The organism is Aeromicrobium terrae, assembly GCF_008039565.1.
Classification (GTDB): domain Bacteria; phylum Actinomycetota; class Actinomycetes; order Propionibacteriales; family Nocardioidaceae; genus Aeromicrobium; species Aeromicrobium terrae.
Window position 1 is genome coordinate 95,813 of sequence record NZ_VDUX01000004.1, and the last position, 25,492, is coordinate 121,304.

Below are 25,492 nucleotides of genomic sequence, written 5' to 3' on the forward strand. Positions count from 1 at the left end.
CCGATGACGGACGATCGCAGCTGGGGCCGCGCCGCGGACCGGCTCGCCGCGGAGCACCGGGGCGAGCCGACGCGGTGGGTCGAGGAGCTCTGGGCCACGGAGGAGCGCGACGAGGTCGACCTGCCGTGGGACCGCACGGACCCGTTCCCGGACGTCGCCGACTTCGTGGCCTCGCTCGGCCGGGGCGCGGGACGGCGTGCCGTCGTCGTCGGTGCAGCTCTGGGTGCTGACGCCGAGGCGCTCGCGCGGGCCGGCTGGGACACCGTGGCGTTCGACATCTCCGCGTCGGCGGTCTGGCTGGCCCGGCAGCGCTACCCGGAGTCGTCGGTCCACTATCGCGAGGGCAACCTGCTCGAGCTCTCCGACGACCTGGTCGGCGCGTTCGACCTCGTCGTCGAGGTGTTCACCGTGCAGGCCATGCCGCCGAGCGTCCGGTCGCAGGCCACCGCGGGCATCCGGCGGCTGCTCGCCCCGGGTGGCACCGCGGTGGTCGTGCAGTTCGTGCGCGGCGACGCCGACCCGGACGACGGCCCGCCCTGGCTGCTCGATCGGGCCGAGATGGAGTCGTTCGCCGGCGACGACGTGACGCTCGCGGACCTCCAGGTCCGGCCCTCCCCTCGCGGCGAGGGCGGCCAGATCTGGGTGGGAACGCTGCGCCGCTAGCGGTACTCGGGGTTGTGCGTGTAGTCCCGCACGCCGTCGTCCCAGACGGTGCGCTGGTTGCCGTACGCCGGGATGCCGTCGCGGAGCATGACCGCGAGGTGCATCAGGTTGTACGTCATGAACGTCGTGTTCCGGTTCGTGAAGTCGTTCTCGGGTCCGCCGGAGCCCGGGTCGAGGTAGGACGGGCCGGGCCCGGCCTCGCCGATCCAGCCGGCGTCGGCCTGCGGCGGGATGGTGAAGCCGACGTGCTGCATCGAGTACAGGACGTTCATCGCGCAGTGCTTGATCCCGTCCTCGTTGCCGGTGATCAGGCAACCGCCGACCCGGCCGTAGAAGGCGTACTGGCCGTCGTCGTTGAGCAGGCTCGACGCCGAGTACAGCCGCTCGATGACCTGCTTCATGATGCTGCTGTTGTCGCCGAGCCAGATGGGTCCGGCCAGCACGAGGATGTTCGCCGCCATGACCTGCTCGAGGATCTCCGGCCAGGCGTCGACCTCCCAGCCGTGCTCGGTCATGTCGGGGTAGACGCCGGTCGCAATGTCGTGGTCGATCGCGCGGATGGTCGTGACGTCGACACCGTGGCTGCGCATGATGTCGGCGCTCTTGGTCACGAGCCCGTCGGTGTGGCTGGGCTCGGGCGACCGCTTCAGGGTCGCGTTGATGAAGACGGCCGAGAGGCCGGAGAACTCCGGGGCAGAACTCATGGCGACACGCTGGCGCACCGGAATGAGCTCGCGCAAGGGCTATGCTCCCCGATGAGAGGGCTTCCTCTCAGATCGAGGGAGAACGATGACGCACGAGATCGCACGCCCGCGTGCCCAGCGGGTCGACGCGCGCACCAACGCGCAGCGGATCATCGACGTCGCCGCCGTGGAGCTGGCGGCCGGCCGGTCGCCGTCGCTGGAGGAGATCGCCGCGAAGGCCGAGCTGGGCGTCGCTACCCTCTACCGCCACTTCCCGAACCGGGAGAGCCTCGTCGCCGCCGCCACGCACGCGGTGTTCGAGGAGGAGATCGTGCCGCGACTCGACGCCGCGCAGATGATCGGCTCGCCCCGCGAGACCCTCATCGACATCACGCTGCGCATCGCCGACCTGGCCGACGGTGACGGCCTCAGCCTGACGGCCGAGCTCGCCGACGACCTGCTGGCCAGCTACCGCGAGCCGTTCGGCGTGCTGCTGCGTGCCGCGAAGGCGCAGGGCGAGATCCGCGAGGACCTCGAGGTCGAGGACATCCCGCACGTGCTCGGGATGCTCGTGGTCGGCTTGTCGAAGCCGGGCATGACGCACGCGCTGCGCACCCGCTACCTGACGCTGATGTTCGACGCGCTCCGGCCGGGACACCCCGGCACCCTGCCGCCGGGAGACATGCCCTAGGACGAGATGGCCGTGCGGCCCTCGAACGCGCGGCCGAGGGTGAGCTCGTCGGCGTACTCGAGGTCGCCACCGACGGGCAGGCCGCTGGCGAGCTTGGAGACCTGCAGGCCCAGCGGGCTGAGCATGCGGATGAGGTAGGTGGCCGTGGCCTCGCCCTCGAGGTTCGGGTCGGTGGCGATGATGACCTCGGTGACCGTGCCGTCGTTCAGGCGCTGGAGCAGCTCCTTGATGCGCAGCTGGTCCGGGCCGATGCCGGCGATGGGCGAGATGGCGCCGCCGAGCACGTGGTACCGGCCGCGGAACTCGCGTGTGCGCTCGATGGCGACGACGTCCTTGCTCTCCTCCACCACGCAGAGCACGGTGGGGTCGCGCCGCGGGTCCGCGCAGATGCGGCACTCGGTGTCGACGGTGACGTTGCCGCAGATCGAGCAGAAGTGGACCTTGGCCTTCACCTCGGTGAGCACGGCGGCGAGGCGCTTCACGTCGTCAGGGTCGGCGTCGAGCAGGTGGAACGCGATGCGCTGGGCGCTCTTGGGGCCGACGCCGGGCAGCCGCCCGAGCTCGTCGATGAGGTCCTGGATCACGCCGTCGTACACCGGACCAGCCTAGTCGGGGGGTCCTACGAAATTCGCCAGCATGTCGTGGCCGCGCGCCGTCAGGATCGACTCCGGATGCATCTGGACGCCTTCGACGGGATGGGAGCGGTGACGCAGGCCCATCACGACCCTCGACGCGGTGCGCGCGGTGATCGCGAGGTCGTCGGGCAGGGTGGCCGGGTCAACGACGAGCGAGTGGTAGCGGCCGCAGGTCAGCGGGGTCGGGAGGCCGGCGAAGACGCCGGTTCCGTCGTGGTGCACGAGCGACGGCTTGCCGTGCACGACCTCCGTCGCGCGCACGACTGCGGCGCCGTAGGCCTCCGCGATCGCCTGGTGGCCCAGACACACCCCGAGGACGGGCAGGGTGGGGCCGAGGCGGCGGATCGCCTCGACGCTGACGCCCGCGTCGGACGGTGTGCCCGGCCCCGGCGAGACGACGAGGTGGGTGAAGCCGCCCGCCGCGATCTCGTCGACCGTGACCGCGTCGTTGCGCACCACCTCGGCCGACGCCCCCAGCTCCCGGACGTACTGCACCAGGTTGAAGACGAACGAGTCGTAGTTGTCGATGAACAGGACTCGCGGCCTCGCGGTCCCTAGCGCCGAAGGCGCGGGAGGGAGCTCTGCGACCGAAGGGCCACCGCTAGCGACCGTGTCGGCCTGGAGCGAGGTGGCCACCGGCCCGGGCGGCCACGTGCCGACGCCCTCGACCTCGGTGACCGGCACGACTCCACGCAGGGCGTTGGCGACGAAGACCTCGGAGGCGCGAGTGAGGTCGGCGGTGGTGAGGCGGCGCTGGATCACCGGGATGCCTGCGCCGATCAGCGTCTCGACCACGCGCGCCCGGCCCGTCCCGGGGAGGATGCGTCCGTCGAGCGGCGGGGTGTGAACGCCGTCGTCGTGGACGACGAACACGTTGGCCCGGGACGTCTCGAGCACGCTGCCGTCGTCGTCGAGGACCAGAAGGTCGGTACCCATCGCCGCCCACGGTCCGGCACCCCCGCCGGGACCCCCGGGCAGGTCGTGGGCCAACGGGCCCCGATCGACCCACTTGTGCGCGCCCCATCCGCCGGGCACCACGCGCGGCACCAGGCGGAAGGCGTCGACGTCGTCGGTGATCGTGGCCGTCGTCATGGAGACCACGACCCCGCCGGCCGAGGGGACGGCGTCGAGGCGCAGCCGGTGGCGCCCGGCCAGACCTCGGGCCTTGCGGTGCACCGCCGCCTCGAGACCGGCGCGCACCGTCTGGCCGTAGACCGACCGGACACTGGCATCGAGCCTCGCCACGTGCGCCTCGACGTCCATCGCCTGGCCGTCCACCACGAGGAGGGTGTCGAAGACGCCTCGCCGCGTGTCCGCACGCCCCGTCCTTTCGACAGGCTCAGGGACCGTTCTCTCGGCACCGGCGGTTGAGCCTGTCGAAACCTCGAGCCGGCCACCGATGGCTTCGATGAGCGGGCGGGCCTTGACCAGGCACTCGGCGTACTCGCCGTCCGGGGTGGAGTCGGCGACGATGCCGCCGCCGACGCCGAGCCAGATGCGGTCGCCGGCGATCTCGAAGGTGCGGATGGCGACGTTCAGCTCCAGGCCGGCGGTCGGGCTGACGTGGCCGATCGCGCCGGTGTAGGTCTCGCGCGCGGTGGGCTCGAGGGCCGCGGCGACCTCCATCGCCCGCACCTTGGGGGCGCCGGTCACCGAGCCGGGTGGGAACGTGGCCCGCAGCAGGGCGGAGGACGGCACGTCGTGGGCGACGTGCCCGACCACGTCCGACACCAGGTGCCAGACCGCGTGCCGCTCGGCCCGCACCAGCGCCGGCACCCGGACGCTGCCCGGCGTGCACACCCGGCCGAGGTCGTTGCGCATCAGGTCGACGATCATCACGTTCTCGGCGCGGTCCTTCGCCGACGCCTCCAGCTCGGCCGGGTCCGAGTCCAGCGGCGCTGTGCCCTTGATCGGCGACGTGAGCACCTCGTCGCCGGTGCGGCGGAGGAACAGCTCGGGCGAGAAGCTCGCGACCGCACCCTCGGGGGCGTCGACGAACGCGGCGTAGGCCGGAGCGAGGGCGTCGACGCCGGCGCAGAACAGGTCGAGCGGGTCGCCGGCGAACGACGCCTCGAGCCGGGCGCACAGGTTGACCTGGAAGATGTCGCCGGCGCGGATGTGCTCGAGCGCCTCGCTCACCGCGGCCCGGTGGCTCTCCGGCGACGGCGTCATCGCGAACGCGCCGACGTCGAACGACTCTGACGTCGCCTCCCCCGCCAGGGCGTCGAGCACGTCGGTGTCGTCGGCCGGTCCGATCGACTCGAGCCACCAGACGCCGTCGGTCAGGCGGAGGACGCGGTCGTAGAACGCGAGCCGGGCCGGCGGCTGCGGCACCGGACGGTGCGCCGGCTCCGGCAGCCGCTCGACGAGGCGGCCGAGCTGGTACCCCCAGACGCCGATCCAGCCACCTCCGAACGCCGGGCCCGGACGGGGTGCGGGATCGTCGACGACCTCGAACGGGTCCTCGCCGGGCTGGAGGACCCGGACCGGGTCGAAGGCGATCAGCGCCTCGCCGTGGTGCCAGTCGCCGATCAGGGCGACCAGCCGGTCGCGCCCACGGAACCGGCGCAGGACGTCGAGCGGCTCGAGGGCGAGATCGAGCCGGACGCGGCGGACGTCAGTCGTCGCCAATGACGCGGGCTCCCAGCTCGCGCGAAAGCAGCTGCTCCGGGTCGTCGTCGCCGGTGTCGACGACCGGGTCGTCCGGGTGCGCGGCCGCGTCAGGGTCCTCGCGCTCGGCGGGGCTCGACTTCTTGGCCATGGCCTCGTGCACCGCCTCGGGTGCCTTGACACCGGAGGTCTTCGGGGCCGGCGCCTCGGCCGGGGTCTGGTCGCGCGACGGGTCGGCCGACGGGTCGACGATCGCCTCGATGCGCCACGAGACGCCGAGCACCTCGCCGAGCGCCTGCCGGAGGTGGTCGCCGGAGCCCTTGCTGACGAAGGAGTCGCGGGCGCCCGCGTTGACCAGCGCGATCGTCAGGGTCTCGCCGTCGCGGGAGACGACCTGCGCGTTCTGGCTGAGCATCACCCACGTGTAGCGGCTGATGTTCTTCACCGCGTCCAGCACGCCCGGCCAGAGGCGCCGGACGTCGGCGATCCCGAGGTCCCCGGTGGGCTGCTCCGTCAGTTCGGCTTCCGGCTCGGGGGTCGTTTCGACAGGCTCAACGACCGTGTGCTGCTCAGGCTCGACCGCTTCCTCGGTCCTTGAGCTTGTCGAAAGGACTTCCGGATCAGGTGAAGAGGTGGCTTCGACGGTCTCAACCACCGGCGCAGGGGCCCCGTCGATGCCGATGCGGCGCTCGAGGCGGTCGAGGCGGGCGGAGAAGCCGAGGGCCCCGTGGTCGGCGCCGGGGACGAGGATCCGGGCGCACATGATCTCGAGCAGGAGGCGGGGCGCGGTGGCACCGCGGAAGTCGACGAGCGCGGTGTTCACGATGTCGGCGGCCCGGGTGAGCTCGGCGGGGCCGAATCCGGCCGCCTGACCGCGCAGCCGCTCCGCGCGGTCGCCCGGCACTTCGAGCAGTCCGGTGGTGAGGGCGTCCGGCACGGCCGCGACGATCACGAGGTCGCGGAGCCGCTGCAGGAGGTCCTCGGCGAACCGGCGCGGGTCCTGGCCGGACTCGATCACCTTGTCGACGACGCCGAACACCGTGCCGCCGTCGCCGGCCGCAAAGGCGTCGATGGCCTCGTCGAGCAGCGCGTCGGGCGTGTAGCCGAGCAGCTGGACCGAGAGGTCGTACGTGACCCCGTCGGACCCGGCGCCGCCGAGGAGCTGGTCGAGGACGCTGAGGGTGTCGCGCACCGACCCGGCACCGGCCCGGACGACGAGCGGCAGCGCGTTGGGCTCGAGCTTCACGCCCTCGCGCTCGCACAGCTCCATCAGGTAGTCGCCCAGCACCTTGGGCGGCACCAGGCGGAACGGGTAGTGGTGCGTGCGCGAGCGGATGGTGCCGATGACCTTGTCCGGCTCGGTGGTGGCGAAGATGAACTTCAGGTGCGGCGGCGGCTCCTCGACAAGCTTCAGCAGCGCGTTGAAGCCCTGCGGCGACACCATGTGCGCCTCGTCGATGATGTACACCTTGTACCGGCTGTTCACCGGGGCGAAGAAGGCGCGTTCGCGCAGGTCACGGGCGTCGTCGACGCCGCCGTGGCTGGCCGCGTCGATCTCGATGACGTCGATGCTGCCGGGGCCGCCGCGGGCGAGGTCGCGGCAGCTCCGGCACTCGCCGCACGGCTCGGCGACGGGCGCCTGCTCGCAGTTGAGCGCGCGGGCGAGGATGCGGGCGCTGGTGGTCTTGCCGCAGCCGCGCGGTCCGGAGAACAGGTAGGCGTGGTGCACGCGGTTGGCCGACAGGGCGTGCCGCAGCGGCTCGGTGACGTGCTCCTGGCCGATGACCTCGGCGAAGGTCTCCGGCCGGTACCGGCGGTACAGCGCGAGGGGTGCGTCCACGGTGCGACCCTAACCGTCGACCAAGACACGGTCACGAAGCCAGGCGTCCACCAGGCGGTACGCCTCGGCCCGCGGCTCCGCCGTGGACAGGAAGACGTCGTGACGGGCGCCCTCGATGGGCACGGACGTGACCGCGTCGCCCAGGCAGCCGGCCCAGCGCGCGATCTGCCGGACGTCCAGGACGAGGTCCATCCCCTCGACCTCCGGCGACCACGCCAGCGCCGACTGGCTGCGGGTCGAGCGCAGCACGAGCGACGGGACGCCGACGTCGAGCCCCTGGTGCAGCCGGGCGTGCCCGCGTCGGATCGCGCTGAGCCAGCCGTACCGGACCGGGCAGCCGGCGAGCGGCTTGGAGTCCAGGTCGTACTCCCACTCGCCGTGGGCCGTGACGCTCAGGCTGGCGCCGTACGCGTCGCCGTCGGGCAGGAAGCTCATCTCCGCGAACGGCCGGATCCTGGCCATCAGGTGGATCAGCATGGTGCCGATGCCCCGCATCCACGGCTTGCCCTGCAGGTCGAACCACGGGCTGTTCAGCACCATCCCGTTCACCCCGGCCGGGCGGGTGCGGTCCAGCCAGAGCGGGAGGATCAGCCCGCCGGTGGAGTGGGCCGCGAGCAGCACCGGGGCGTCGGCGGTCTCGTGCCGGACGGCGGCGAGCGCCTTGGACAGCTCGGCGTCGTAGAGCGCGAGGTCCGAGACGTAGTGCCGCGACTGGCCCTCGCGCCAGGACCGTCCGCACTTGCGGAGGTCGAGCGCGTAGAACGCGAACCCGCGCTCGGTGAAGAAGTCGGCGAGCTCCTTCTGGAAGAAGTAGTCGGTGAACCCGTGGACGTAGAGCACGGCGCGCTGCGGGTTCGCGGGCGGCTCGCGGCGCACGAGGGTCGCGACGACCTGCCCCTCGCCGTCGGGGTCGTCGCCCAGCTCGATGACCTGCTGCTCGTAGCCGTCACCGAGGATGTCTGGCTGCCAATCCGCCATGCGCGCAGGATATGGGTACGTCGACACAATGGGTTCCGTGCCTGCCTCCGACACCCAGAAGTCCCTCGACCTCGCCCTGCGCGTGGGCGAGATGCTGCTGGCCAACGGCGCGGGCGCGGCCGACGTCACCGCGACGATGTCGTCGATCACGCACCACCTCGGGCTGCGGCAGGCCATCGTCGACGTCACCTTCACGATGCTGACCATCGCCCACCAGGGCGGCCCGGACGAGGCGCCGATCGCCCTGCGCCGCAACGTCACGCAGCGGGAGATCGACTACGCCGACCTCACCGCCGTCGACCACCTCGTCGCCGACCTGCTCAGCGACCGCATCACGCGCGACGAGGCGGCCCAGCAGGTGCTGCAGCTGGCGTCGTCCGGCCACCCGACGCCGCGATGGGCGGTCACCGTGAGCTGGGGCGTCGTCGGGGCCGGGGTGGCGCTGCTCCTCGGCGGCGACTGGATCGTGCTGCTCGTCGCGGCCCTCGCAGGCGGGGTGATCGAGGTGCTCCAGCGACGCCTGGCCCGGTTCCGGCTGCCGTTCTTCTACTCGCAGGTGGCGGGCGGGTTGCTGGCGACGCTGCTGGCCGTGGCCCTCGCCGTCACCGACGTCCCCGTCGATCCCTCGCTCGTGGTGACGGCGAGCATCGTCATGCTGTTGGCCGGCCTCGGCTTCATGGGCGCCATCCAGGACGCGCTGACCGGCTTCTACCTCACCGCCCAGGCCCGCATCCTCGAGGTGATGATCGCGACGATCGGCATCATCGTGGGCGTCAGCTTCGGTCTCGCCGTGGGCGACTCGCTCGGCGTCGACCTCGGCCTCGAGCCCGGCCGGTCCGGCCTCTCGCACCTGCCCGGCGTGATCGCCGGCTGCGCGATCACCGCCGGCGGGTTCGCGTTCAGCGCCTACGCCCCGCGCCGCATCCTGCTGCCGATCGCGCTCATCGCCGGCGTCGGTGGCGCGCTCTACTACACGCTCACGGACCGCGGCGTCGGTCCGGCGGCCGCCTCCGGCATCGCCGCCGTGGTCATCGGCTTCGTCAGCTACGGCGTGGCCGGCCGCGGCCGCGTTCCACCGCTGGTGATCGTGGTGTCCTGCATCGTGCCGCTGCTCCCGGGCCTGTCCATCTACCGCGGCCTCTCCCTCCTGGCCGCGGAGAACTACGTCGGCATCATCGCGATGATCACGGCGGTCGCCGTCGCGATCTCCCTCGCGGCCGGCGTCATCCTCGGCGAGTACGTCGCGCAGCCGCTCGGTCGCGAGGCCCGACGCCTGGAGCAACGCCTGGCCGGCCCGCGCCTCGTCGGACCCATCAGAGCCCGTCTGCACAAGCGCTCGGATCGCTAGCGCACGACCGTTCGCAGGGTGCGCTCAGCGCGCAGCAGCCGGACCTGCTGCCCCCAGGTCAATGTGATCCGGTCAGCCTCTATGCCGTCGCCGAACACCACCAACGAGTCGGACTCGACCCGCACGGTCAGCGCGTCCTCCTCGAGGAGGCCCGCCACCAGGTCCGCCCCGGTGGACGGAGACGGCCACGGTTCGCGTACGAACCACGCCAGCGTCGGGTCCGACGGACTCGGCAGCCGGAGGTCCGGTGCCTGGATCCTCTGGAGGGAGCGGAGCCAGCCGGTCGCACCGGTACCCGTGCCGACGATCATCCCTGACGACGACTGCCGTTCTGTCGTCTCACGCCAGCTGAGCTCGTATCGCGCCGACTGATGATCAGGTCGGCCCAGAAAGATCTCGTTCAGCGCCGTCAGGGTCTGACCGTCGTCGACGGACGCCTCCACCATCGTGCGCTCGCACAGCTCGACCCGCCCTGCTGCAGTCGCCTGCAGGAGGTCCGGAACGGCTGCCGGAGAGTGACAGACCAGGACGCCCGCGTTCACCATCGGCACCGGATCGACACCTAGCACGCATTGGCCCTCCAGGTACTTCGCGACGTTCGCCACAAGGCCGTCGGGCCCGACGACCACGACGATGTCGTCGGGCCCAAAGACGAAGCGGTTCAGCTCCGCGCGCTCGACAGCCGCGCGACGCCAGTCGACCGGGATGGCCCGTGCCACTGCGTCCAGCGCCGACTGCGTCCGCTCGTGACGATCCACCAGCGGGTCGAGGCTCTGACCGCGGCTCTCGAGGAAGAACGCCGCCTGGCCTACGGTCGCGTGCCGTGCGATCAGTTCCTCGTACTCCGTGGTGCGGCGTACCACCACGACGCGGGGAGTCATCGCTCTGCCGTCGCAAGTCGGGCCATCAGCCCGGTGAGCAGATCAGGCGTGATCGTGACCTGACCGATCTCGGGCAGGTGGCCTGCGACCCCGCATCGCAAGCGCGAGGACGAGCTCCTGGGGGACGCCGTCGTAGGCAGCCATGCGCGCCCGCTCGTTCTCGGCCTCGGCGGCGCCGGTCAGACGCTCCGCCTCCGCACGAGTCTCGGCGAGGGTCGCGATGCGTTGCGCCTTCGCCTCGGTCGCGATCTGCTCAGCGGCCGCAGCCTCCTCAGCCTCACGGCGCGCGTTGGCTCCATTCTCCTCGATCAGTTGCTGGCGCCGGCGCGCGAGCTCGATCTCGTTGGCGAGCTCGTTCTCGCCGATCGCTGCCTCGCGCTCGACCGCGAGCGCCCGACGTTCGAAGGTGGCCTTGTCCGCCTCCTGCTGGATCGCCTCGCGCGCCGGCGTCTGCAACGCCTTCTCGACGTCGGGCTCCGGCCGGACCAGCGAGATCCGCACCCCGATCACCTCGACGCCAACCGACCGGAGTCGTTCGTCAGATCGCATGGCGGCGAGGACGCGTGTACGCACCTCGTCCGGGTCGACCGCCAGAGCCTCGGCCAGGCTCAGCCCGGCGAAAGCCGAGGTCGCCGCCGCGACCGTTCCCCCGGTGATCATGCTGCCCACGACCTCGAGCGGGTTCTCCGTCCACAGACCGCTGCGCAGATCGACGGAGAAGTCGACGCGTGCGGCGGCCAGCTCCGGCTCGGCGAACCGGAAGGAGACGGTCAGCGGGACGGCGATCTGGTGAAGGTCCGACGTGCGAACCGGGACCAGCAGGGTGTGCTCGCGGTCCTCGACGGGCACCTCGCTGATGGCGGCGCTCATCGGTCGGAACCAGAACGCCGCGCCGGCACCGCTGTGTCGCCGACGACCGCCGCTGAGGTGCAGCAGGTGCCCGGTAGCCGTGGTACGGACGTGCCGGGCGAAGGGGTAGTTCGTGATGGTGGCCATGTTCGGGCCTCGCTTCCTGAAGTTTATCGTTAGTTTGACGATAAGCCTCCGTTCCATTTCTTGTCAAGATGACGATAAGTACCTATGCTCAGAACGTGAGCCACCCGCCGTTCGCCGTCACTGTCGACCTGGTCGTGCTGACAATCCGGGAGTCCGAGCTGTGCGTGCTCCTCGTACAGCGCGGCGAGGAGCCCTTCTCCGGTCAGTGGGCTCTGCCCGGAGGGTTCGTCCTGGTCGACGAGGACATCGAGGCCGCCGCCTACCGCGAGCTGGCCGAGGAAACCGGCGTGTCCGAAGGCCTGCACCTCGAGCAGCTCGCCTCCTACGGGGCGCCCGACCGTGACCCGAGGATGCGCACCGTGAGCGTGGCCTGGCTGGCACTGGCGCCGGAGCTCGCCGAACCGGTGGCCGGAACGGACGCCGCACACGCCGAGTGGGTGCCCGTCGCTGAGACAGGCCTTTTGACGCTGGCCTTCGATCACGAGCGCATCCTCGCGGACGGATTGGAGCGCGCTCGGGCGAAGATCGAGTACTCGCCCCTGGCCGCCGCCTTCTGCCCAACGGAGTTCACGGTCGGGCAGCTGCGGAAGGTCTACGAGGCGGTCTGGGGGCATTCGCTGGATCCGCGGAACTTCCACAGGAAGGTCACCCGGACCGAAGGCTTCCTGAGCGAGACGGGTGGCACATCCACGATCGACGGAGGTCGACCCGCGAAGCTCTACCGGGCTGGGACGCGCGCGATGCTCAATCCTCCGATCAGACGCTGAGCGCGATCGGTCGATCGCCAAGGTCCTGATGCTCGGAAACGCCTGCTCAGGAGCCCACCCGATGGGATGATCGGCGCCAGGAGAGCAGATGAGGCGCCGAATCTCAGGACGTATCGGGGTGCTTGCCGTCGTGCCCTTCTTCCGCCGTCTCGGATTCCACGTCCGGCGGCTCACCGGCGGAGTGGATCACTCGTTCTTCGTCCGGCTGTTCGGCGCGCTCGCCGCGATCGTGCTGACCGCGTCCGTGCTCGTCGCCCTGTCCGAGGGGCCACGCGACGACGTCGGCGGGTTCTTCCGCAAGGTCGGCACGAGCATCTACTGGGCCGTCACGACCGTGATGGGCTCCGGCGACGCGTCCTACGTCACCACGCCCGGCGGCTTCATCATCAGCTGGCTGCTGGTGCTCTTCGGCGTCGCCATCGTCGGCGTCATCACCGCTGCCCTCGTGGGCTTCGTCATCGACTTCATCCTCAAGGAGGGGCAGGGCATGGGCGCTTCGGGATATCGCGACCACATCGTCGTCTGCGGATGGAACTCCACGGCTCGCGAGCTGATCGCCGAGCTCAGCACCGACGAGTACACGACCAAGGTCGTCGTGGTGCACGACTCGGACAAGAACCCGGCCGGCAGCGGGGTCTACTTCGTCAACGGCGACATCACCAACGCCGACGACCTGCGCCGGGCCGGCATCGAGGAGGCGATGGCCGCGATCGTCTGCCCCGCCGACGCCAGCAACGGCGCGGACATGCGGTCGATCCTCACCTGCATGGCCATCGGCGCCATCGCCCCGACGGTGCGCACCGTCGTGGAGGTGAACAACCCCGAGCACGTCGACCACTTCCTCCGCGCCAACGCCGACGAGGTCGTCGTGACGTCGCGCATCGCGTCCCGGCTGCTCGCCCGCTCGTCGCTCTACCCGGGCCTGGCGCAGCTGGTCACCGACATCGTGTCCGGCGGAGAGGGGTCCGAGCTCTACCGCGTGGAGATCCCCGACGAGTGCATCGGCCTGACGCTCGACGAGCTGTCCGCCCGCCTGCGCAGCGACCACAGCGCGACCTTGCTGGGCGTGAACCGCGACGGCGTCGCGTTCGTGAACCCGCCCTCCGACTTCCGGCTGGAGCGCGGCGACGACGCGGTCGTGGTGGCCGAGTCGCTCGGCACCCTCGCTCCGCTGAGGATGTCGCACGACGACTGACCGAGTGCTCCTTCGTACCTGGTGGTAGTAAGTACCCAAGGTCTACGGGCAAGGAGCCGGCATGAGACTTCACCTGACCGAGGAGGACGCCGCCTTCCGCGAGGAGATGCGCGAGTTCTTCACCACCCAGGTCCCGCAACACATCCGCGACACCGTCGCCGCTCGCCGCGAGCTCAGCAAGGAGCAGATGGTCGAGTCGATGCAGGTGCTCAACGCGGCCGGACTCGCTGTGCCGGGCTGGCCGGTCGAGTGGGGCGGCAAGGACTGGACCCCGCTCCAGCGGCACATCTGGCACGAGGAGCTGCAGCTCGCGAACGTCCCGCAGCCGCTCGCCTTCAACGCGGGCATGATCGGCCCGGTCATCGCCGCGTTCGGCTCGCAGGAGATGAAGGAGCGGTTCCTGCCGAAGACCGCCAACCTCGACATCTGGTGGTCGCAGGGCTTCTCCGAGCCCGACGCCGGGTCCGACCTCGCGTCGCTGCGCTGCGCCGCCGTCCGCGACGGTGAGGAGTACGTCGTCAACGGGCAGAAGACCTGGACGACGCTCGGCCAGTACGGCGACTGGATCTTCACCCTGGTCCGCACCAACCCGGAGGCCGAGAAGAAGCAGGCCGGCATCTCGATGCTCCTCATCGACATGACCGACCCGGGGGTCACGGTCCGGCCGATCGAGCTGATCGACGGCAGCGTCGAGGTGAACGAGGTGTTCTTCGAGGACGTCCGCGTCCCCGCCGAGAACCTCGTCGGCGAGGAGAACAAGGGCTGGACCTACGCCAAGTTCCTGCTCGGCAACGAGCGCGTCGGCGTCGCGCCGGTGGGTGCCACCAAGCGGATGCTGGCGCAGGCCAAGGAGCACGCCGACCTCGACGACGTCCTCGTGGCCAGCCGCATCGCCGAGCTGGAGAACGAGCTGATGGCGCTCGAGCTCACCGCGCTCCGCGTCGTCGCCCACTCCGCCGACGGCAAGCCGCACCCCGCGTCCTCGGTGCTCAAGCTGAAGGGCAGCGAGCTGCAGCAGGAGGTCACCGAGCTGATCGTCGACCTCGCCGGCCCGATGTCACTGGCGTCCGGCGCCGGTGATGGGTCCGACGTCCCCGACTGGGCCCGGGTCGCCACTCCGGGCTACCTGAACTTCCGCAAGGCCTCCATCTACGGCGGCTCGAACGAGGTCCAGCGTCAGATCATCGCCGGCACGATCCTGGGACTGTGAGGTAGTCATGGACTTCACCCTTGACGACGAGCAAGAGGCCCTCCGGGACGCCGTGCGCGGCCTGCTGGGCAAGGCGTACGACTCCTCGGAGACGCGCCGCGAGGTCACGAAGCAGGACCCCGGCTTCGGCGAGGACACCTGGCAGCGGCTCGCGGAGATGGGCGTCCTCGGTCTACCGTTCGCCGAGTCCGACGGCGGCATGGGCGCCGGACCGGTGGAGGTGTCGATCGTGGCCGAGGAGGTCGGGCGCGTCCTCGCGCCCGAGCCGTTCATCGAGACGGTGGTGCTGGCCGGCGGCATCGTCGCCGCCGCGGGCACCGACGAGCAGCGCGCCGACGTGCTCGGCCGGGTGGCCGAGGGCTCGCTGATCCTGGCCGCCGCGCTCAAGGAGATCGGCGAGCCGGTCACGGCGTCGCAGTCCGGCGACGGCTGGACGCTGTCCGGCTCCAAGGAGCCGGTCCTCCACGGCGAGCGCGCCGACGCGTTCGTGGTCAGCGCAAAGACCGACGCCGGTACCGGCCTGTTCCTCGTCGAGGGCGACGCGTCGGGCCTCACCCGCACGGGCTACCGCACCCACGACGGCGGCCGGGCCGCGCACGTCGCGTTCGACGGCACGTCGGCCACCCCGCTCGGCGACGTCTCGGCCGACCAGGCCGGCGTCCTCGAGACCGCGGTGGCGAGCGCGCAGGTCGCGTACTGCCACGAGGCCGTCGGCGCGATGACCGTCGCGCTGAACACCACCGTCGAGTACCTCAAGACCCGCAAGCAGTTCGGGGTGCCGCTCAAGACGTTCCAGGCGCTCACGTTCCGCGCGGCCGACATGTACGTGTCGATGGAGCTGGTGCGCAGCGTGGCCAGCTGGGCGACGCTCGTGCTGACTGACGAGCCCACCCGGGCGCTCGAGGCGGCGTCGCGCGCGAAGCTGCAGGTCAGCACGTCCGGCCGGCACATCGGCCAGGAGGCCATCCAGCTGCACGGCGGCATCGGCATGACGGCCGAGTACTCGGTCGGCCACTACACCAGCCGGCTCACCGCGATCGACCACTGGCTCGGCGGCGGTGCGGACCACCTCAAGCGGCTGGCGTCCTCGGTCGGCGACCACGAGGTCGTGGAGCCGCTCCCGGAGTGATCTAGGCGCAGGTGACGCCGGTCGGCTTGGCCGGCGGGCCACTGCCGAGCGCCGACGTGATCAGCGCGAGCACCACGGGGTCGGACGTGAGCTGGGTGTGCTGGGTCAGCGCGTCCGGGCACAGCTCCTGGACCGTCAGGTTCAGGGCGCCCGTCAGCTCGGCCGTGCCGATCGGGGTGACGGCCGCGTCCGTCGTCGACGAGACGGTGATGAAGCGGGGCCCAGACGGCGTCTCGTCACCCTCGTTCAGGTCCTTCATCAGGTCGCTGTCCGGCGCGAGCTGCTGGCACGCCTTGGGGCAGCGGTCCGGATGCTCCACCTGGGCTCGCGCGGCCAGCTCGGTGCCATGGTGCGGTGAGCCGATCGTCAGCACGCGCCGGGCGATGCGGTCGCCGCCGTACTTCTTGACCCACAGCCGGGCGACGATCCCGCCCTCGGAGTAGCCCACGACGTCGAGCGACGGGGCGTGGGTGCGCCGCAGCGTCTTCCGGGCGACGCGCCCGAGGTTGGCCGCCTGGCCACGCATGTCTCCCGTGCCCTGCGCCTTCGGCGCCACCTCCACGACGTCGCGACCGTCGGCCTTCAGTGCCGAGATCACGAGGGACAGCGACTCCATCCGACCGCCGTACCCGGGCACCACCAGCACCGGACCCCGGTCGTCCTGCGCCACCGGCGTCTTGTTGCGGTCGGCCACGACGAGGACGCCGCCCACCACGACGGCGGCGACCGCCATCACGAGGACGGCGGTCAGCAGGGTTCGTCGCCTGGAGTGCACGGGTCTATCGTGCCGGGTCCGGGCAATCCGCGCCGGAACGCGAAGGACCCCTCGCGCACCCGACAGAGGTCACTGACCCTTGCTGCCTTCCGGCCCTGGGGGAGTTGGGTGATGTGTCGCCGCGCGAGGGGCTGTGCCCATCGTACGGGGCGTGCCCGATGTGATCGAGTGCGGCCCGGGCCGGTATCCTCGCCCGCGGAGGATTCGCATAGTGGCCTAGTGCGCTCGCTTGGAAAGCGGGTTGAGTGAAAGCTCTCAGGGGTTCGAATCCCCTATCCTCCGCCGAGACGCAGCGAGCCTGGCTACCTAGGGGCGCTCCCCACCTGCGCTGGTGATGTGAAAAACGAGCCGGCGGAGGTTTACCGACGCCCCGCAGCGGCTCGAGGTTCGCAACATGTGACGCCGAAAGCGTCAAGAGCGTCGAATAACGCCCTGAGCGTCACAAACCGCGAAGACGAAACCGCGAAGACCTATGTGTCCTCGTGAGCGACGAACGGGCTGCGGCGCTCCCAGGCGGCGACGCCGACGAACGCCATGGCGACGATGATCCAGCCGACGATCGCGTCGAGGACCCAGTGGTTGCCGGTGCCCACGATGACGACGGCCATGATCAGGGCGTAGGCGATACCGGCCAGGCGCATGAGGCGTGGCACGCCGGCGCGGATGAGGACGAGGGCGACCCACAGGGCCCACCCCGCGTGCAGGGACGGGAACGCGGCGAGCTCGTTGGTCCAGCCGCCGAACCCGCGCGGGGCGGACGCGTCGGCTCCCCACCACCCGGCGTCCGCGTGCAGGCTGAGGACGTCCGTGTACAGACCGTCGACCAGGCGGGGCGGCGCAGTGGGGGCGAGGAGGTAGAAGCAGAGGCCGATGATCGTGGCCAGCACGAGCGCGCGGCGGGCGGTGACGTACTCGGTGGCGCTGCGACGGTAGAGCCAGACGAGCACGATGACGGTGACGAAGTAGTGGGTGGTCGCGTACCAGTAGCTGCCGAAGACGCCGAGCCAGTCGACGCGGACGAACAGGTCGTTCAGCCATCCCTCGATGGCGAACCGCCAGTCCTTCTCGAAGTTGAGGATGTCGAGGGCGCGGCCGCGGGCCGGCGAGAAGTCGTTGGAGGCGAGCAGGCGCGACGCGCTGTACGCGACGTACAGGACGGCCAGCATGGCCAGCTCGATCGCGCCGCGCTTCAGCTTGTGGACCAGCGCCACCTTGCGCAGAGTGGAGGCGGGCACCTCGACGGCCGGGCGCGTCAGCTCGTCCATCCCACCTCCTGGGCCTCTGATGCGTCATGCATCAGTCCACATCATGGTGACAGGCACCACTGACGGACAACCAGGATTATCCCTGATCTGTTCCCTGACCTGGCCAACATCACACGAAATCCTTCGTCACACCGGCCGCTGCATAGACTGACCGCGTGATCTTCCGACGGGTGAACGACGGTCGTCCGTACCCGGACCACGGCCTCGCGCAGCGCGACTGGGCGGAGATCTCTCCCTCCCAGGTGCGCCTCGACGACCTCACCACCACGAAGACGCAGCTCGATCTCGAGCACCTCCTCGACGACGACTCCACCTACTTCGGCGACCTGTTCGCGCACGTCGTGGCCTGGAACGGCGAGCTGTTCCTGGAGGACGGGCTGCACCGCGCCGTCCGCGCCGCGCTGCAGCAGCGCGCCATGCTCCACGCCCGCGTCCACACGATCGAGGCCGCATGACGTCGCGCCACCCCGCCCTGGTCATGACCGCGGCCGTCGCCGTGTTCCTGCTCGGCTCGTTCTACGGGTTCAGGCTCCTGACGGCGGACGCCGACACCGGCGACGAAGGACCGTCCTGCGACACGCGCACGGTCGCGGCCGGCGACGACCTCACCAGCAACCTGGTCGCGGTCGACGTCTACAACGCCAGCCAGCGCGCCGGCCTCGCCAACCGCGTCAGCATCAACCTGCAGCGTCGTGGGTTCCTCGCCGGGAAGATCGCCAACAGCACCAGCAAGGTGCAGCCGAAGGTCGCGGCCATCCTCACCACCGACCGCGACGACCCGCGCGTGAAGCTGGTCGCCCAGCAGCTCGGCCCGGACGTCGAGCTCGCCGAGCCGGACATCCCCGTGGACGACAACGTGGTCGTCGTCGTCGGCGACGACTACAAGAAGCTGGCCAAGGCGCAGACCAAGGTGCAGGCGACCTCGGCCGTCACGGTCTGCGTGCCGATCGTCAAGATCCCGTAGCTACGTGCCCCAGCCGGCGAGGCGGCCGTGGCGGCCGACCTCGCGGAGCCGCTTCTCCGTGGCCTCCCGGACGGCGCGGGTCGTCACCACGAGGATGTCGTCGCCGTGCCGGAACCGGGTGATGCGGTGCGGCTCGACCGGCTCTCCCCCGCGCACGACGAGCGCGACGGACGCGCCCTCCGGGAGCCGGAGCTCGTCGACCTGGACGCCGGCCAGCTTCGAGCCGCGGGACACGTGGGCCTGGAGCAGGTCGGCCGAGATGCGCTCCAGCGGGGCGGCCTCGACCTCGATGTCGCGCGTCCCGTCGTTGCGGACGCCCGCCCATCGCGCCAGGACCCCGAGCGGCCCGGCCTGCACGAGCGTGTAGACGACCACCGTCACGAAGACGATGTTGAACAGGTCGTCGGAGCCCTTCACGTCGTTGGCCAGCGGGATGGTGGCGAGGATGATCGGCACGGCGCCGCGCAGGCCGGCCCAGGCGAGGAACGTCTGCTCGCGCCACGGCACCTTGAACCACACGGCGCAGGCGAGGATCGACAGCGGCCGGGCGACGAACGTGAGGATGGCGCCGGCGGCCAGGCCGGTCCAGACGTGCCACCACTCGATGGAGTCGGGGCTGGCGAGCAGGCCCAGCATTACGAACAGCCCGATCTGCGCGAGCCACGCGATGCCCTCGACGAACGACCGGGTGGCGCGCCGGTGCGGCAGCTCGGTGTTGCCGAGGACGAGGGCGGCCAGGTAGACGGCGGCGAACCCGCTGGCGTGGACGGCCGTCGCGGCGCCGTACGCGAGGATCGTGAACGAGAGCACGACGAGCGGGTAGAGGCCGGACGACGGCAGCGCCAGGCCACGCAGGAGGCGGGCCGCGACGAACCCGATCGCGATGCCGATCGCCGAGCCGCCGATGAGCTCCGCGACGATGATCGCGGCGAAGATCCACGGTCCGTCGTGCGACAGGTCGCCGGTGCTGATCGCCAGGACCAGTACGACGATCGGGGCGTCGTTCACGCCGGACTCGGCCTCCAGGGTGCCGGTGACGGACTTGCGCAGCGGCACGGCCCGGAGCACCGAGAACACCGCGGCGGCGTCGGTGGGCGTCAGCACCGCGGCCAGGAGCACGGCGAGCTCCCAGCGGAGGTCGAGCAGGTAGTGCGCACCGACCGAGACGACGATGACGCTGATCGCCGAGCCCAGCGTCGCGAGCGTCAGGCTGAGGCCGAGCGACGGCCGCACGTCGGACCACTCCGTGGTGAGACCGCCCTCGGCGAGGATCAGCACGAGGCCGGCGAAGCCGAGCGCCAGGGCGAGGTCGGCGTCGGCGAAGTCGATGCCCGCCCCGGAGCTGCCGAGGAGCAGGCCGAGGAAGAGGTAGACCAGCAGAGAGGGCAGGCCGGCGCGGACGGACACGCGGACCGCGAGGACGGCCGCGACGAGGACGGCAGACCCGATCAGCAGGAACGTGTCGAGCTCGTGGACATCCACACAGCCTCCTCGCGCTCGACGGATGGCGATTCTATCGGGGCCGCACTCGACGGTTTTCGGTGACAGCATGAGCGGGTGCAGCGGCTCACCTACGGCGACGACCCCAGCCAGGTCGCCGAGCTGTACCGACCGACGGTCCCGAGCCGCGGCGTGGTGGTCGTCGTCCACGGCGGGTTCTGGCGCGCGAGGTACGACTGGTCGCTCGGCCGGCCGCTGGTGCAGTCCCTGGTCGGCGAAGGCTGGACGGCCCTGAACCTGGAGTACCGCCGCACGGGGAACGGCGGCGGCTTCCCGCAGACGTTCGACGACGTCGCGGCCGGGATCGACCTCCTTGCGGACATCGACGTCGACACCTCGCGCGTGGTCACGCTCGGCCACTCGGCCGGCGGACACCTCGCCGTCTGGGCCGCCGGGCGACCGAGCCCGCGCGTGCCCGTGACCGCGGCGATCTCGCAGGCCGGGGTCCTGGACCTGCGTGGCGCCCTTGAGCAGCGGCTCGGCGACGGTGCGGTCGAGCTCTTCCTCGGGCCCTACGACGCCGAGGCGTACGCGAACGCCGATCCGCTGTCGCGGGTCCCGCTCGACGTGCCCGTCGTCTGCGTCCACGCGCCCGACGACGACACCGTGCCGATCGTGCAGTCGCGGACCTACGTCGACGCCGCCCGGTCCGCCGGCGCCAAGGCCGGGCTCGTGACCGTGGGCGGCGGCCACTTCGGGGTGGTCGACCCCGCGAGCGACGCCTGGCGGCGCACCCTCACCGTGCTCGAGACCCTGTGAGCCGCTTCTCGAACCAGTGCCGCGCGTACGGGTTGTCGTTGTAGCGCTCGATCTCCCGGTAGCCGGCCGACCGGTACAGCGACAGCGCCTCGACCAGGGTGTCGTTGGTGTCGAGGCGGACGACGCGGTGGCCGAGCCCCGCCACCTCCTGCTCGAGCCGCCCGAGCATCCGGCGGGCCAGGCCGGCGCCGCGCCAGTCCGGGTGCACCCACATCCGCTTGATCTCCCCGACGCCGTCGGCGAGCGTCTGGACGCCGCCGCACGCGACGACGTCCCCGTCGCTGCGGGCCACGAGGAACCGCCCGGTGGCGCCACCCATGGCGTCGGCGTCGTGGTCGGCCTCGTGGGCGTCGAACCCGCTGGGGAACCGACGGTCGAGCTCGTCGAGATAGGCGCCGACGGCCGTGCGGGCGTCGGGCCCCGCAGGGTCGACGACCTCGAAGGTGACCGTCGCGGCACGCATCAGGAGGTCGGCCCGACCGAGCACCTGGCCCAGCTCGTCGGCCAGGCGCGGGGACAGCTCCGCGAGCAGTCCACGGGCGAGACCCTCGGACCGGTCGTCCAGGTCGCCGCGGGCGCGACGGCCGGCAGCGGTGAGGCTGACGACCCGGCGACGCCTGTCCTCCGGGTCGGGCGAGACGTCGACCAGGCCCTCACGCTGCAGTCCGCGCAGGAGCCGGCTGACGTATCCCGAGTCCAGCCCGAGGCGGGTGCGGAGGTCGCGCACCGTGACCGGCTTCTCGATCTCGAACAGGAGTCGCGCCGACCCGTAGGCACGGCCGGTGCCGAGGAACGACTCGTCGAGCACCCCGGACCGCCGGCCCCACGTGCGGTTGAACGCGCGCAGCGTCGCCACCGTGTCCATTCTCTGACTTTAGTCAGAGACCTTGCCGGCGTCCAGCCGCTAGACTCCCCGGAACTTGTTCGGGGGTTGCAGAAGGGCAGACCGTGAGAGCACGCACCACACTCCTCGCCGCCGCAGCGCTGGCCGCCACCCTGGCCGCAGCCCCGGCCGCGTCGGCCGACGAGCCGCTGCGCGACGTCATGTGGGTCGGCAACAACTGGGCCGGCACCGCCACCGTCATCGACGCGAACACGCGTGAGGTGCTCAAGACCGGCGTGGACCTGGTGCCCGACAAGGCCCAGGAGCTCCGCGACATCCGCCTCAGCCTGCCCCGGCTCCTCCTGTTCGCCGCCGTGCGCCAGCTGCCCGGCGAGGGCCACGACCAGTTCGTCGACGACATGTTCACCACGCCCGACGGCAAGCACCTCGCGGTGTCGCGCCCGAGCCTCGGCGACGTCGTCTGGATCGACATCGAGAAGGCCACCACCACCGGCGGCCCGAGCAGCATCACGGCCGAGCAGCCGATGGACGGCTACCGCACCGACCACATGGCCGTCTCCCCCGACGGCCGCCGACTTCTCGTCTCCGACTCCACGGAGCGCCAGGTCATCGAGTTCTCGATGGTGGACGAGACCGTCAACGGCAAGCAGATCAAGATGGGCGACCGGCTGCGCACGTTCCAGTCCGGCGAGACCCCGCACGAGAGCAACTACAGCGCCGACGGCTCGCGCATCTTCCACGCGTCGATCGGCAAGGTGTACCTGCCGCTCGACAACCCGAAGCAGCCCGGCCACGACGCCGTGAAGGGCGACCGCTGGTTCGAGATCGTCGACAACGGCACGTTCGGCATCACCCGCCGCTGGCAGATGGGCAAGGAGCTCGCCGAGGCCGGCCACCCGGGCATGAGCGCCGCGGTCCGCCCGATGGCGGTCGCGCCGGGCGAGCGGTTCATCTACTTCCAGGTGTCCTACTTCCACGGCATCGTCGAGTTCGACACCGAGGCGCCGGACATCAACCACAAGGTCAACTACCGCACCCGCGGCGTGCCCGAGCCGTCCACCGGCGCGGTCACACGACTCATCCCGCTGCCCAACAAGATTCCGGACGTGCCGTTCACGCAGTACGTCAACGACTCGGCGCACCACGGCCTCGCGATCAACGACGCGGGCGACACGCTGTGCGTCGCGGGCACGATGGACGACTACGCCGCCCTCGTCGACCGTGCGTCCGGGGCCTACCAGCTCTTCGACAAGACGACCACGGGCCACAGCTACGGCAAGCCGTACTGGTCGACCGAGGGCCTCGGAGACACCTGCTGGATCTCGCTCAGTGACGACGACTCGGTCGCCGTGCTCGACTTCGACACCAAGCAGGAGATCGCGTACCTGCCCGTGGGCGACCACCCGCAGCGCATCCGCCACGGCGTCGTCCCGGAGTCGGTCGTCGCCAGCTGGTGACGTGGTCTCGATACACCTCCAGCTCGCTGGCGCTCGCGGAGGCACTCGACCACCGGATTCCACGGTGATCGAGTGCCTGCGAGCTCTGCGAGCAGGTGTATCGAGATCACTCAGGCGAGCACGCGGCCGAACAGGGCCTGCAGCTCGGTGAAGTGACGCTCGGTGGCGGCCTCGTCGTAGCTCGACGTGTCCGACATCGTGAAGCCGTGGGCGGCGCGGGGGTAGACGGCGGTGGCGTAGGTCAGCCCGGCGGCGTCGAGCGCTGCGTCGAAGGCGGCGATCGCCTCCGGCGGGTTGGAACGGTCGTGGTCCGCGTGCCCGGCGACAACCTCGGCGCGGACGGACGCGAGCAGCCGGTGCGGGCTGTCCTCGGCGTCCGTCACCAGCCCGCCCGCGTGGAAGATCCCGACCGCAGCCACGTCGTCCGGACGGCCCGCGGCCGCACGCAGCGCCAGACGCCCGCCCATGCAGTAGCCGGTCACGCCGACCGGACCGCGCACGCCCGGCAGCCCGAGCAGCGCGTCGAGGTACGCCTCGCGGTCGGCGGCGGCCTGGTCGGGCGTGTGCGCCTTCACCCGTGCCATCGCGGTCGGGACGTAGGCCTCCCGGTTCTCGGCCACCCGAAGGTCAGCCGTCGGTGCGACCTCGGCTGCCGTGCCGTCGCGGTAGAAGACGTTCGGCGCCATGACGACGAAGCCCCAGCCGGCGATGCGGTCGGCCATCTCCTCGATGCGGGGACGCAGCCCGAACGCGTCGATGTAGAGGAGCACGGGCGGGTGGTCGCCGGTGGTGTCCGGTCGGCTGACGTAGGCCTCGGCCACGCCGTCGGGGGTGGAGATCTCGATCGTCTCTGCGGTCACGCGACGACGCTACGCCGAGTCGCGTGGCCCTCGGCCCGATGGCAGCCTGAGAAACACGCGAGAAAAGGGGGACCATGGCCACGGACACGCACGAGACGACCGTCCGGCCGCCCGTCATCTGGACCGGCGTCGGCATCGCGGTGACGGGGATGGTCGTCACCGGGCTCTTCATGGTGCTGCCGGTCGGCACCGTCTGGATCATCGTCGGGGCGGCGGTCATCGCCGCGGGACTCGGCACCGCCTGGGCCGGCGGCGTGATGGGCGACGTGCACGGCGGCGCCGGCCGCGGATCCACCACCACCGGCGTCCTCCCCGGTGCGCGCTCCGAGGACCCCGACGCCATCGAGAGCGCCGTGACCGCGAACCGCGAGGCGGACGAGCAGCTCGCGGAGGCCACCGACCTCACGCGCGCTCCTGCGTCACCGCTGACGATCGCGTCGGTCGGCCTGGTGATCCTCTCGCTCTGGCTGATGTTCTCGCCGTGGCTGTTCGGCTTCTCGCTCGACGACGGGGCCGGTCAGGTGATCCTCGACCAGGCGATCGTCGGCGTCGTCGTGGGCCTGTGCGGCCTCTACGCCCACCAGGTCGGGCCGAGCGTCGTCGCCGGCGGACTCGCGGCCCTGGCGGCGCTCGCCGTGGTGGCCGACGGCCTGTTCCGGCACACCCTCGAGACGATCTACGACGTGAACCAGGTGGTGGTCGGCGTGCTCATGCTCGTCGGCGCCGCCGTGGTCGTCATGATCGCCCGATCCGGTGTCGGTCGGCGATGACCTGCTCGGCGACCTGCGAGAGCTTGATGTTCTGGTCCTGCGACAGCCGGGTGAGGTAGGCGAAGGCCCTGCTCGCGTCGAGGTCGAACGCGCGCATCACGATGCCTTGGGCCTGGCCGATGATCGTGCGCGACTCCACGGCAGCGCGCAGCTGCTGCTCGGTGTCCGCCGCGGCGAGGGCCACCGTGGCGTGTGCGGCGAGCAGTCTCGCGACCTCGACGTCGGCCTCGTCGAACGCACCGGCCCGCCGCGAGTACAGGTTGAGCGAGCCGATGCGTCGCGTGGCCGTCTCCAGGCTGGCACCGATGGTGCTGCGGTAGCCCAGCTCGGCGGCGGCCGGACCCCACGCGGGCCAGCGCGGGTCGCCCGCGATGTCGTTCACGAGGTGGAGCTCGTCGCCGCCTCGCACGGAGTCCAGGCACGGACCCTCGTCGAGCTCGGCCTGCAGCTGGTGCGCACGATCGACGTCCTCGCTCGTGCCGGCGGGGGTCTCGACCCGGTTCCGGCCCATGACGAGCATCAGGCCGGCGTCCTCGCACCCCACCGCCGTGCACGCGTACCGCGTCACCGCCTCGACCGTCCCGGCGTGCGTGTCCAGGTCGGCCAGCTCGCGCGACATCTGGGAGAGCAGCCTGCTCACGTCCACCGAACCACGTCCTCTCCCCTCGAGCC

General features: G+C 71.2%; 25 protein-coding genes, 1 tRNA gene and 1 other RNA gene. 13 read left to right on the forward strand and 14 right to left on the reverse strand.

Annotated elements, in window-relative coordinates; all coding sequences use genetic code 11:
* Positions 1-3: 3 nt before the first annotated feature.
* A complete protein-coding gene (locus FHP06_RS09500) occupies positions 4-663 on the forward strand; it encodes a class I SAM-dependent methyltransferase (protein ID WP_147686154.1) in 660 nt (219 codons plus the stop codon).
* Here FHP06_RS09500 and FHP06_RS09505 read toward each other — a convergent pair.
* Positions 660-1,367, reverse strand: a complete 708-nt coding sequence (locus tag FHP06_RS09505) for a flavodoxin family protein (RefSeq protein ID WP_147686156.1) — start codon at positions 1,365-1,367, stop codon at positions 660-662. The genes FHP06_RS09500 and FHP06_RS09505 overlap by 4 nt on opposite strands.
* 85 nt (positions 1,368-1,452) lie before the next feature.
* Between FHP06_RS09505 and FHP06_RS09510 the strand changes: the two genes are divergently transcribed.
* On the forward strand, positions 1,453-2,037 hold the full coding sequence (locus FHP06_RS09510) for a TetR/AcrR family transcriptional regulator (RefSeq protein ID WP_147686158.1): 585 nt from the start codon (positions 1,453-1,455) through the stop codon (positions 2,035-2,037).
* On the opposite strand, the gene recR is transcribed toward FHP06_RS09510, so the two are convergent.
* The 4 genes from recR to FHP06_RS09530 are packed head-to-tail and all read right to left on the reverse strand — an operon-like array spanning position 2,034 to position 8,100.
* Entirely contained in the window at positions 2,034-2,633 is a 600-nt protein-coding gene (gene recR, locus FHP06_RS09515; RefSeq protein ID WP_147686160.1) for a recombination mediator RecR, read from the reverse strand. The two genes, FHP06_RS09510 and recR, sit on opposite strands and share 4 nt — an antisense overlap.
* A 9-nt stretch (positions 2,634-2,642) precedes the next feature.
* Positions 2,643-5,303: an aminodeoxychorismate synthase component I gene (locus tag FHP06_RS09520; RefSeq protein WP_147686162.1), complete on the reverse strand. Its 2,661-nt coding sequence runs from the start codon at positions 5,301-5,303 to the stop codon at positions 2,643-2,645.
* Positions 5,290-7,122, reverse strand: coding sequence for a DNA polymerase III subunit gamma and tau (locus tag FHP06_RS09525; RefSeq protein WP_147686164.1), 1,833 nt, complete (start codon positions 7,120-7,122; stop codon positions 5,290-5,292). The genes FHP06_RS09520 and FHP06_RS09525 overlap by 14 nt, the downstream gene beginning before the upstream one ends.
* Positions 7,123-7,131: 9 nt before the next feature.
* Positions 7,132-8,100 carry an alpha/beta hydrolase gene (locus FHP06_RS09530; protein ID WP_147686166.1) on the reverse strand — a complete coding sequence of 323 codons (969 nt, stop codon included), beginning with the start codon at positions 8,098-8,100 and terminating at the stop codon, positions 7,132-7,134.
* Between the two features lie 28 nt (positions 8,101-8,128).
* Between FHP06_RS09530 and FHP06_RS09535 the strand changes: the two genes are divergently transcribed.
* Positions 8,129-9,448: a threonine/serine exporter family protein gene (locus tag FHP06_RS09535; RefSeq protein WP_147686168.1), complete on the forward strand. Its 1,320-nt coding sequence runs from the start codon at positions 8,129-8,131 to the stop codon at positions 9,446-9,448.
* Here the strand turns inward: FHP06_RS09535 and FHP06_RS09540 are convergent.
* Entirely contained in the window at positions 9,445-10,329 is an 885-nt protein-coding gene (locus tag FHP06_RS09540; RefSeq protein WP_147686170.1) for an NAD(+)/NADH kinase, read from the reverse strand. The two genes, FHP06_RS09535 and FHP06_RS09540, sit on opposite strands and share 4 nt — an antisense overlap.
* Before the next feature lie 42 nt (positions 10,330-10,371).
* A complete protein-coding gene (locus tag FHP06_RS09545; protein WP_222706439.1) occupies positions 10,372-11,325 on the reverse strand; it encodes an SPFH domain-containing protein in 954 nt (317 codons plus the stop codon).
* 95 nt (positions 11,326-11,420) lie between these two features.
* On the opposite strand from FHP06_RS09545, the gene FHP06_RS09550 reads away from it, so the two are divergent.
* The 4 genes from FHP06_RS09550 (at position 11,421) to FHP06_RS09565 (ending at position 15,626) form a co-directional block, all read left to right on the forward strand.
* Positions 11,421-12,092, forward strand: coding sequence for an NUDIX hydrolase (locus FHP06_RS09550; RefSeq protein ID WP_230973467.1), 672 nt, complete (start codon positions 11,421-11,423; stop codon positions 12,090-12,092).
* Positions 12,093-12,180: 88 nt separating this feature from the next.
* On the forward strand, positions 12,181-13,287 hold the full coding sequence (locus tag FHP06_RS09555; RefSeq protein ID WP_147686173.1) for a potassium channel family protein: 1,107 nt from the start codon (positions 12,181-12,183) through the stop codon (positions 13,285-13,287).
* A 61-nt stretch (positions 13,288-13,348) separates the two neighbouring features.
* Positions 13,349-14,497, forward strand: a complete 1,149-nt coding sequence (locus tag FHP06_RS09560; protein ID WP_147686175.1) for an acyl-CoA dehydrogenase family protein — start codon at positions 13,349-13,351, stop codon at positions 14,495-14,497.
* A 7-nt stretch (positions 14,498-14,504) separates the two neighbouring features.
* Positions 14,505-15,626 carry an acyl-CoA dehydrogenase family protein gene (locus tag FHP06_RS09565; RefSeq protein ID WP_147686177.1) on the forward strand — a complete coding sequence of 374 codons (1,122 nt, stop codon included), beginning with the start codon at positions 14,505-14,507 and terminating at the stop codon, positions 15,624-15,626.
* A 1-nt stretch (position 15,627) separates the two neighbouring features.
* Here FHP06_RS09565 and FHP06_RS09570 read toward each other — a convergent pair whose 3' ends face one another.
* On the reverse strand, positions 15,628-16,401 hold the full coding sequence (locus FHP06_RS09570; protein WP_147686178.1) for a lipase family alpha/beta hydrolase: 774 nt from the start codon (positions 16,399-16,401) through the stop codon (positions 15,628-15,630).
* Between the two features lie 39 nt (positions 16,402-16,440).
* An RNA gene (gene ffs / locus FHP06_RS09575) (signal recognition particle sRNA small type) lies at positions 16,441-16,537 on the reverse strand.
* Positions 16,538-16,598: 61 nt separating this feature from the next.
* On the opposite strand from ffs, the gene FHP06_RS09580 reads away from it, so the two are divergent.
* Positions 16,599-16,683, forward strand: a tRNA-Ser gene (locus tag FHP06_RS09580).
* Between the two features lie 188 nt (positions 16,684-16,871).
* Here FHP06_RS09580 and FHP06_RS09585 read toward each other — a convergent pair.
* On the reverse strand, positions 16,872-17,666 hold the full coding sequence (locus tag FHP06_RS09585) for a phosphatase PAP2 family protein (RefSeq protein ID WP_147686180.1): 795 nt from the start codon (positions 17,664-17,666) through the stop codon (positions 16,872-16,874).
* A gap of 155 nt (positions 17,667-17,821) precedes the next feature.
* Between FHP06_RS09585 and FHP06_RS09590 the strand changes: the two genes are divergently transcribed.
* Both FHP06_RS09590 and FHP06_RS09595 read left to right on the forward strand, forming a co-directional pair.
* Positions 17,822-18,121: a type II toxin-antitoxin system VapB family antitoxin gene (locus FHP06_RS09590; protein WP_147686182.1), complete on the forward strand. Its 300-nt coding sequence runs from the start codon at positions 17,822-17,824 to the stop codon at positions 18,119-18,121.
* On the forward strand, positions 18,118-18,630 hold the full coding sequence (locus FHP06_RS09595) for a LytR C-terminal domain-containing protein (protein ID WP_147686183.1): 513 nt from the start codon (positions 18,118-18,120) through the stop codon (positions 18,628-18,630). Before FHP06_RS09590 ends, FHP06_RS09595 begins: the two co-directional genes overlap by 4 nt.
* Here the strand turns inward: FHP06_RS09595 and FHP06_RS09600 are convergent, their stop codons facing one another.
* On the reverse strand, positions 18,631-20,112 hold the full coding sequence (locus FHP06_RS09600; protein WP_147686185.1) for a potassium/proton antiporter: 1,482 nt from the start codon (positions 20,110-20,112) through the stop codon (positions 18,631-18,633).
* A 75-nt stretch (positions 20,113-20,187) separates the two neighbouring features.
* Between FHP06_RS09600 and FHP06_RS09605 the strand changes: the two genes are divergently transcribed.
* On the forward strand, positions 20,188-20,889 hold the full coding sequence (locus FHP06_RS09605) for an alpha/beta hydrolase family protein (RefSeq protein ID WP_222706440.1): 702 nt from the start codon (positions 20,188-20,190) through the stop codon (positions 20,887-20,889).
* Here the strand turns inward: FHP06_RS09605 and FHP06_RS09610 are convergent.
* Complete coding sequence (locus FHP06_RS09610) at positions 20,867-21,754, reverse strand: bifunctional helix-turn-helix transcriptional regulator/GNAT family N-acetyltransferase (RefSeq protein ID WP_147686187.1); 888 nt, start codon at positions 21,752-21,754, stop codon at positions 20,867-20,869. The two genes, FHP06_RS09605 and FHP06_RS09610, sit on opposite strands and share 23 nt — an antisense overlap.
* Positions 21,755-21,837: 83 nt before the next feature.
* Here FHP06_RS09610 and FHP06_RS09615 point away from each other — a divergent pair, with 83 nt between their 5' ends.
* Complete coding sequence (locus FHP06_RS09615; protein WP_147686189.1) at positions 21,838-23,190, forward strand: YncE family protein; 1,353 nt, start codon at positions 21,838-21,840, stop codon at positions 23,188-23,190.
* Between the two features lie 110 nt (positions 23,191-23,300).
* Here the strand turns inward: FHP06_RS09615 and FHP06_RS09620 are convergent, their stop codons facing one another.
* On the reverse strand, positions 23,301-24,050 hold the full coding sequence (locus FHP06_RS09620; RefSeq protein WP_147686191.1) for a dienelactone hydrolase family protein: 750 nt from the start codon (positions 24,048-24,050) through the stop codon (positions 23,301-23,303).
* A gap of 74 nt (positions 24,051-24,124) precedes the next feature.
* On the opposite strand from FHP06_RS09620, the gene FHP06_RS09625 reads away from it, so the two are divergent.
* Positions 24,125-24,820, forward strand: coding sequence for an SPW repeat domain-containing protein (locus FHP06_RS09625; protein WP_222706441.1), 696 nt, complete (start codon positions 24,125-24,127; stop codon positions 24,818-24,820).
* On the opposite strand, the gene FHP06_RS09630 is transcribed toward FHP06_RS09625, so the two are convergent.
* Positions 24,786-25,460, reverse strand: coding sequence for a GAF and ANTAR domain-containing protein (locus FHP06_RS09630; RefSeq protein WP_187271873.1), 675 nt, complete (start codon positions 25,458-25,460; stop codon positions 24,786-24,788). The genes FHP06_RS09625 and FHP06_RS09630 overlap by 35 nt on opposite strands.
* Between the last annotated feature and the right edge of the window lie 32 nt (positions 25,461-25,492).

Coding starts and splice junctions, on each gene's coding strand:
- FHP06_RS09500 (WP_147686154.1), top strand. CDS start 4: ATGACGGACGATCGCAGCTGGGGCCGCGCCGCGGACCGGCTCGCCGCG.
- FHP06_RS09505 (WP_147686156.1), bottom strand. CDS start 1,367: ATGAGTTCTGCCCCGGAGTTCTCCGGCCTCTCGGCCGTCTTCATCAAC.
- FHP06_RS09510 (WP_147686158.1), top strand. CDS start 1,453: ATGACGCACGAGATCGCACGCCCGCGTGCCCAGCGGGTCGACGCGCGC.
- FHP06_RS09530 (WP_147686166.1), bottom strand. CDS start 8,100: ATGGCGGATTGGCAGCCAGACATCCTCGGTGACGGCTACGAGCAGCAG.
- FHP06_RS09535 (WP_147686168.1), top strand. CDS start 8,129: ATGGGTTCCGTGCCTGCCTCCGACACCCAGAAGTCCCTCGACCTCGCC.
- FHP06_RS09540 (WP_147686170.1), bottom strand. CDS start 10,329: ATGACTCCCCGCGTCGTGGTGGTACGCCGCACCACGGAGTACGAGGAA.
- FHP06_RS09545 (WP_222706439.1), bottom strand. CDS start 11,325: ATGGCCACCATCACGAACTACCCCTTCGCCCGGCACGTCCGTACCACG.
- FHP06_RS09555 (WP_147686173.1), top strand. CDS start 12,181: ATGAGGCGCCGAATCTCAGGACGTATCGGGGTGCTTGCCGTCGTGCCC.
- FHP06_RS09560 (WP_147686175.1), top strand. CDS start 13,349: ATGAGACTTCACCTGACCGAGGAGGACGCCGCCTTCCGCGAGGAGATG.
- FHP06_RS09565 (WP_147686177.1), top strand. CDS start 14,505: ATGGACTTCACCCTTGACGACGAGCAAGAGGCCCTCCGGGACGCCGTG.
- FHP06_RS09585 (WP_147686180.1), bottom strand. CDS start 17,666: ATGGACGAGCTGACGCGCCCGGCCGTCGAGGTGCCCGCCTCCACTCTG.
- FHP06_RS09595 (WP_147686183.1), top strand. CDS start 18,118: ATGACGTCGCGCCACCCCGCCCTGGTCATGACCGCGGCCGTCGCCGTG.
- FHP06_RS09610 (WP_147686187.1), bottom strand. CDS start 21,754: ATGGACACGGTGGCGACGCTGCGCGCGTTCAACCGCACGTGGGGCCGG.
- FHP06_RS09625 (WP_222706441.1), top strand. CDS start 24,125: ATGGCCACGGACACGCACGAGACGACCGTCCGGCCGCCCGTCATCTGG.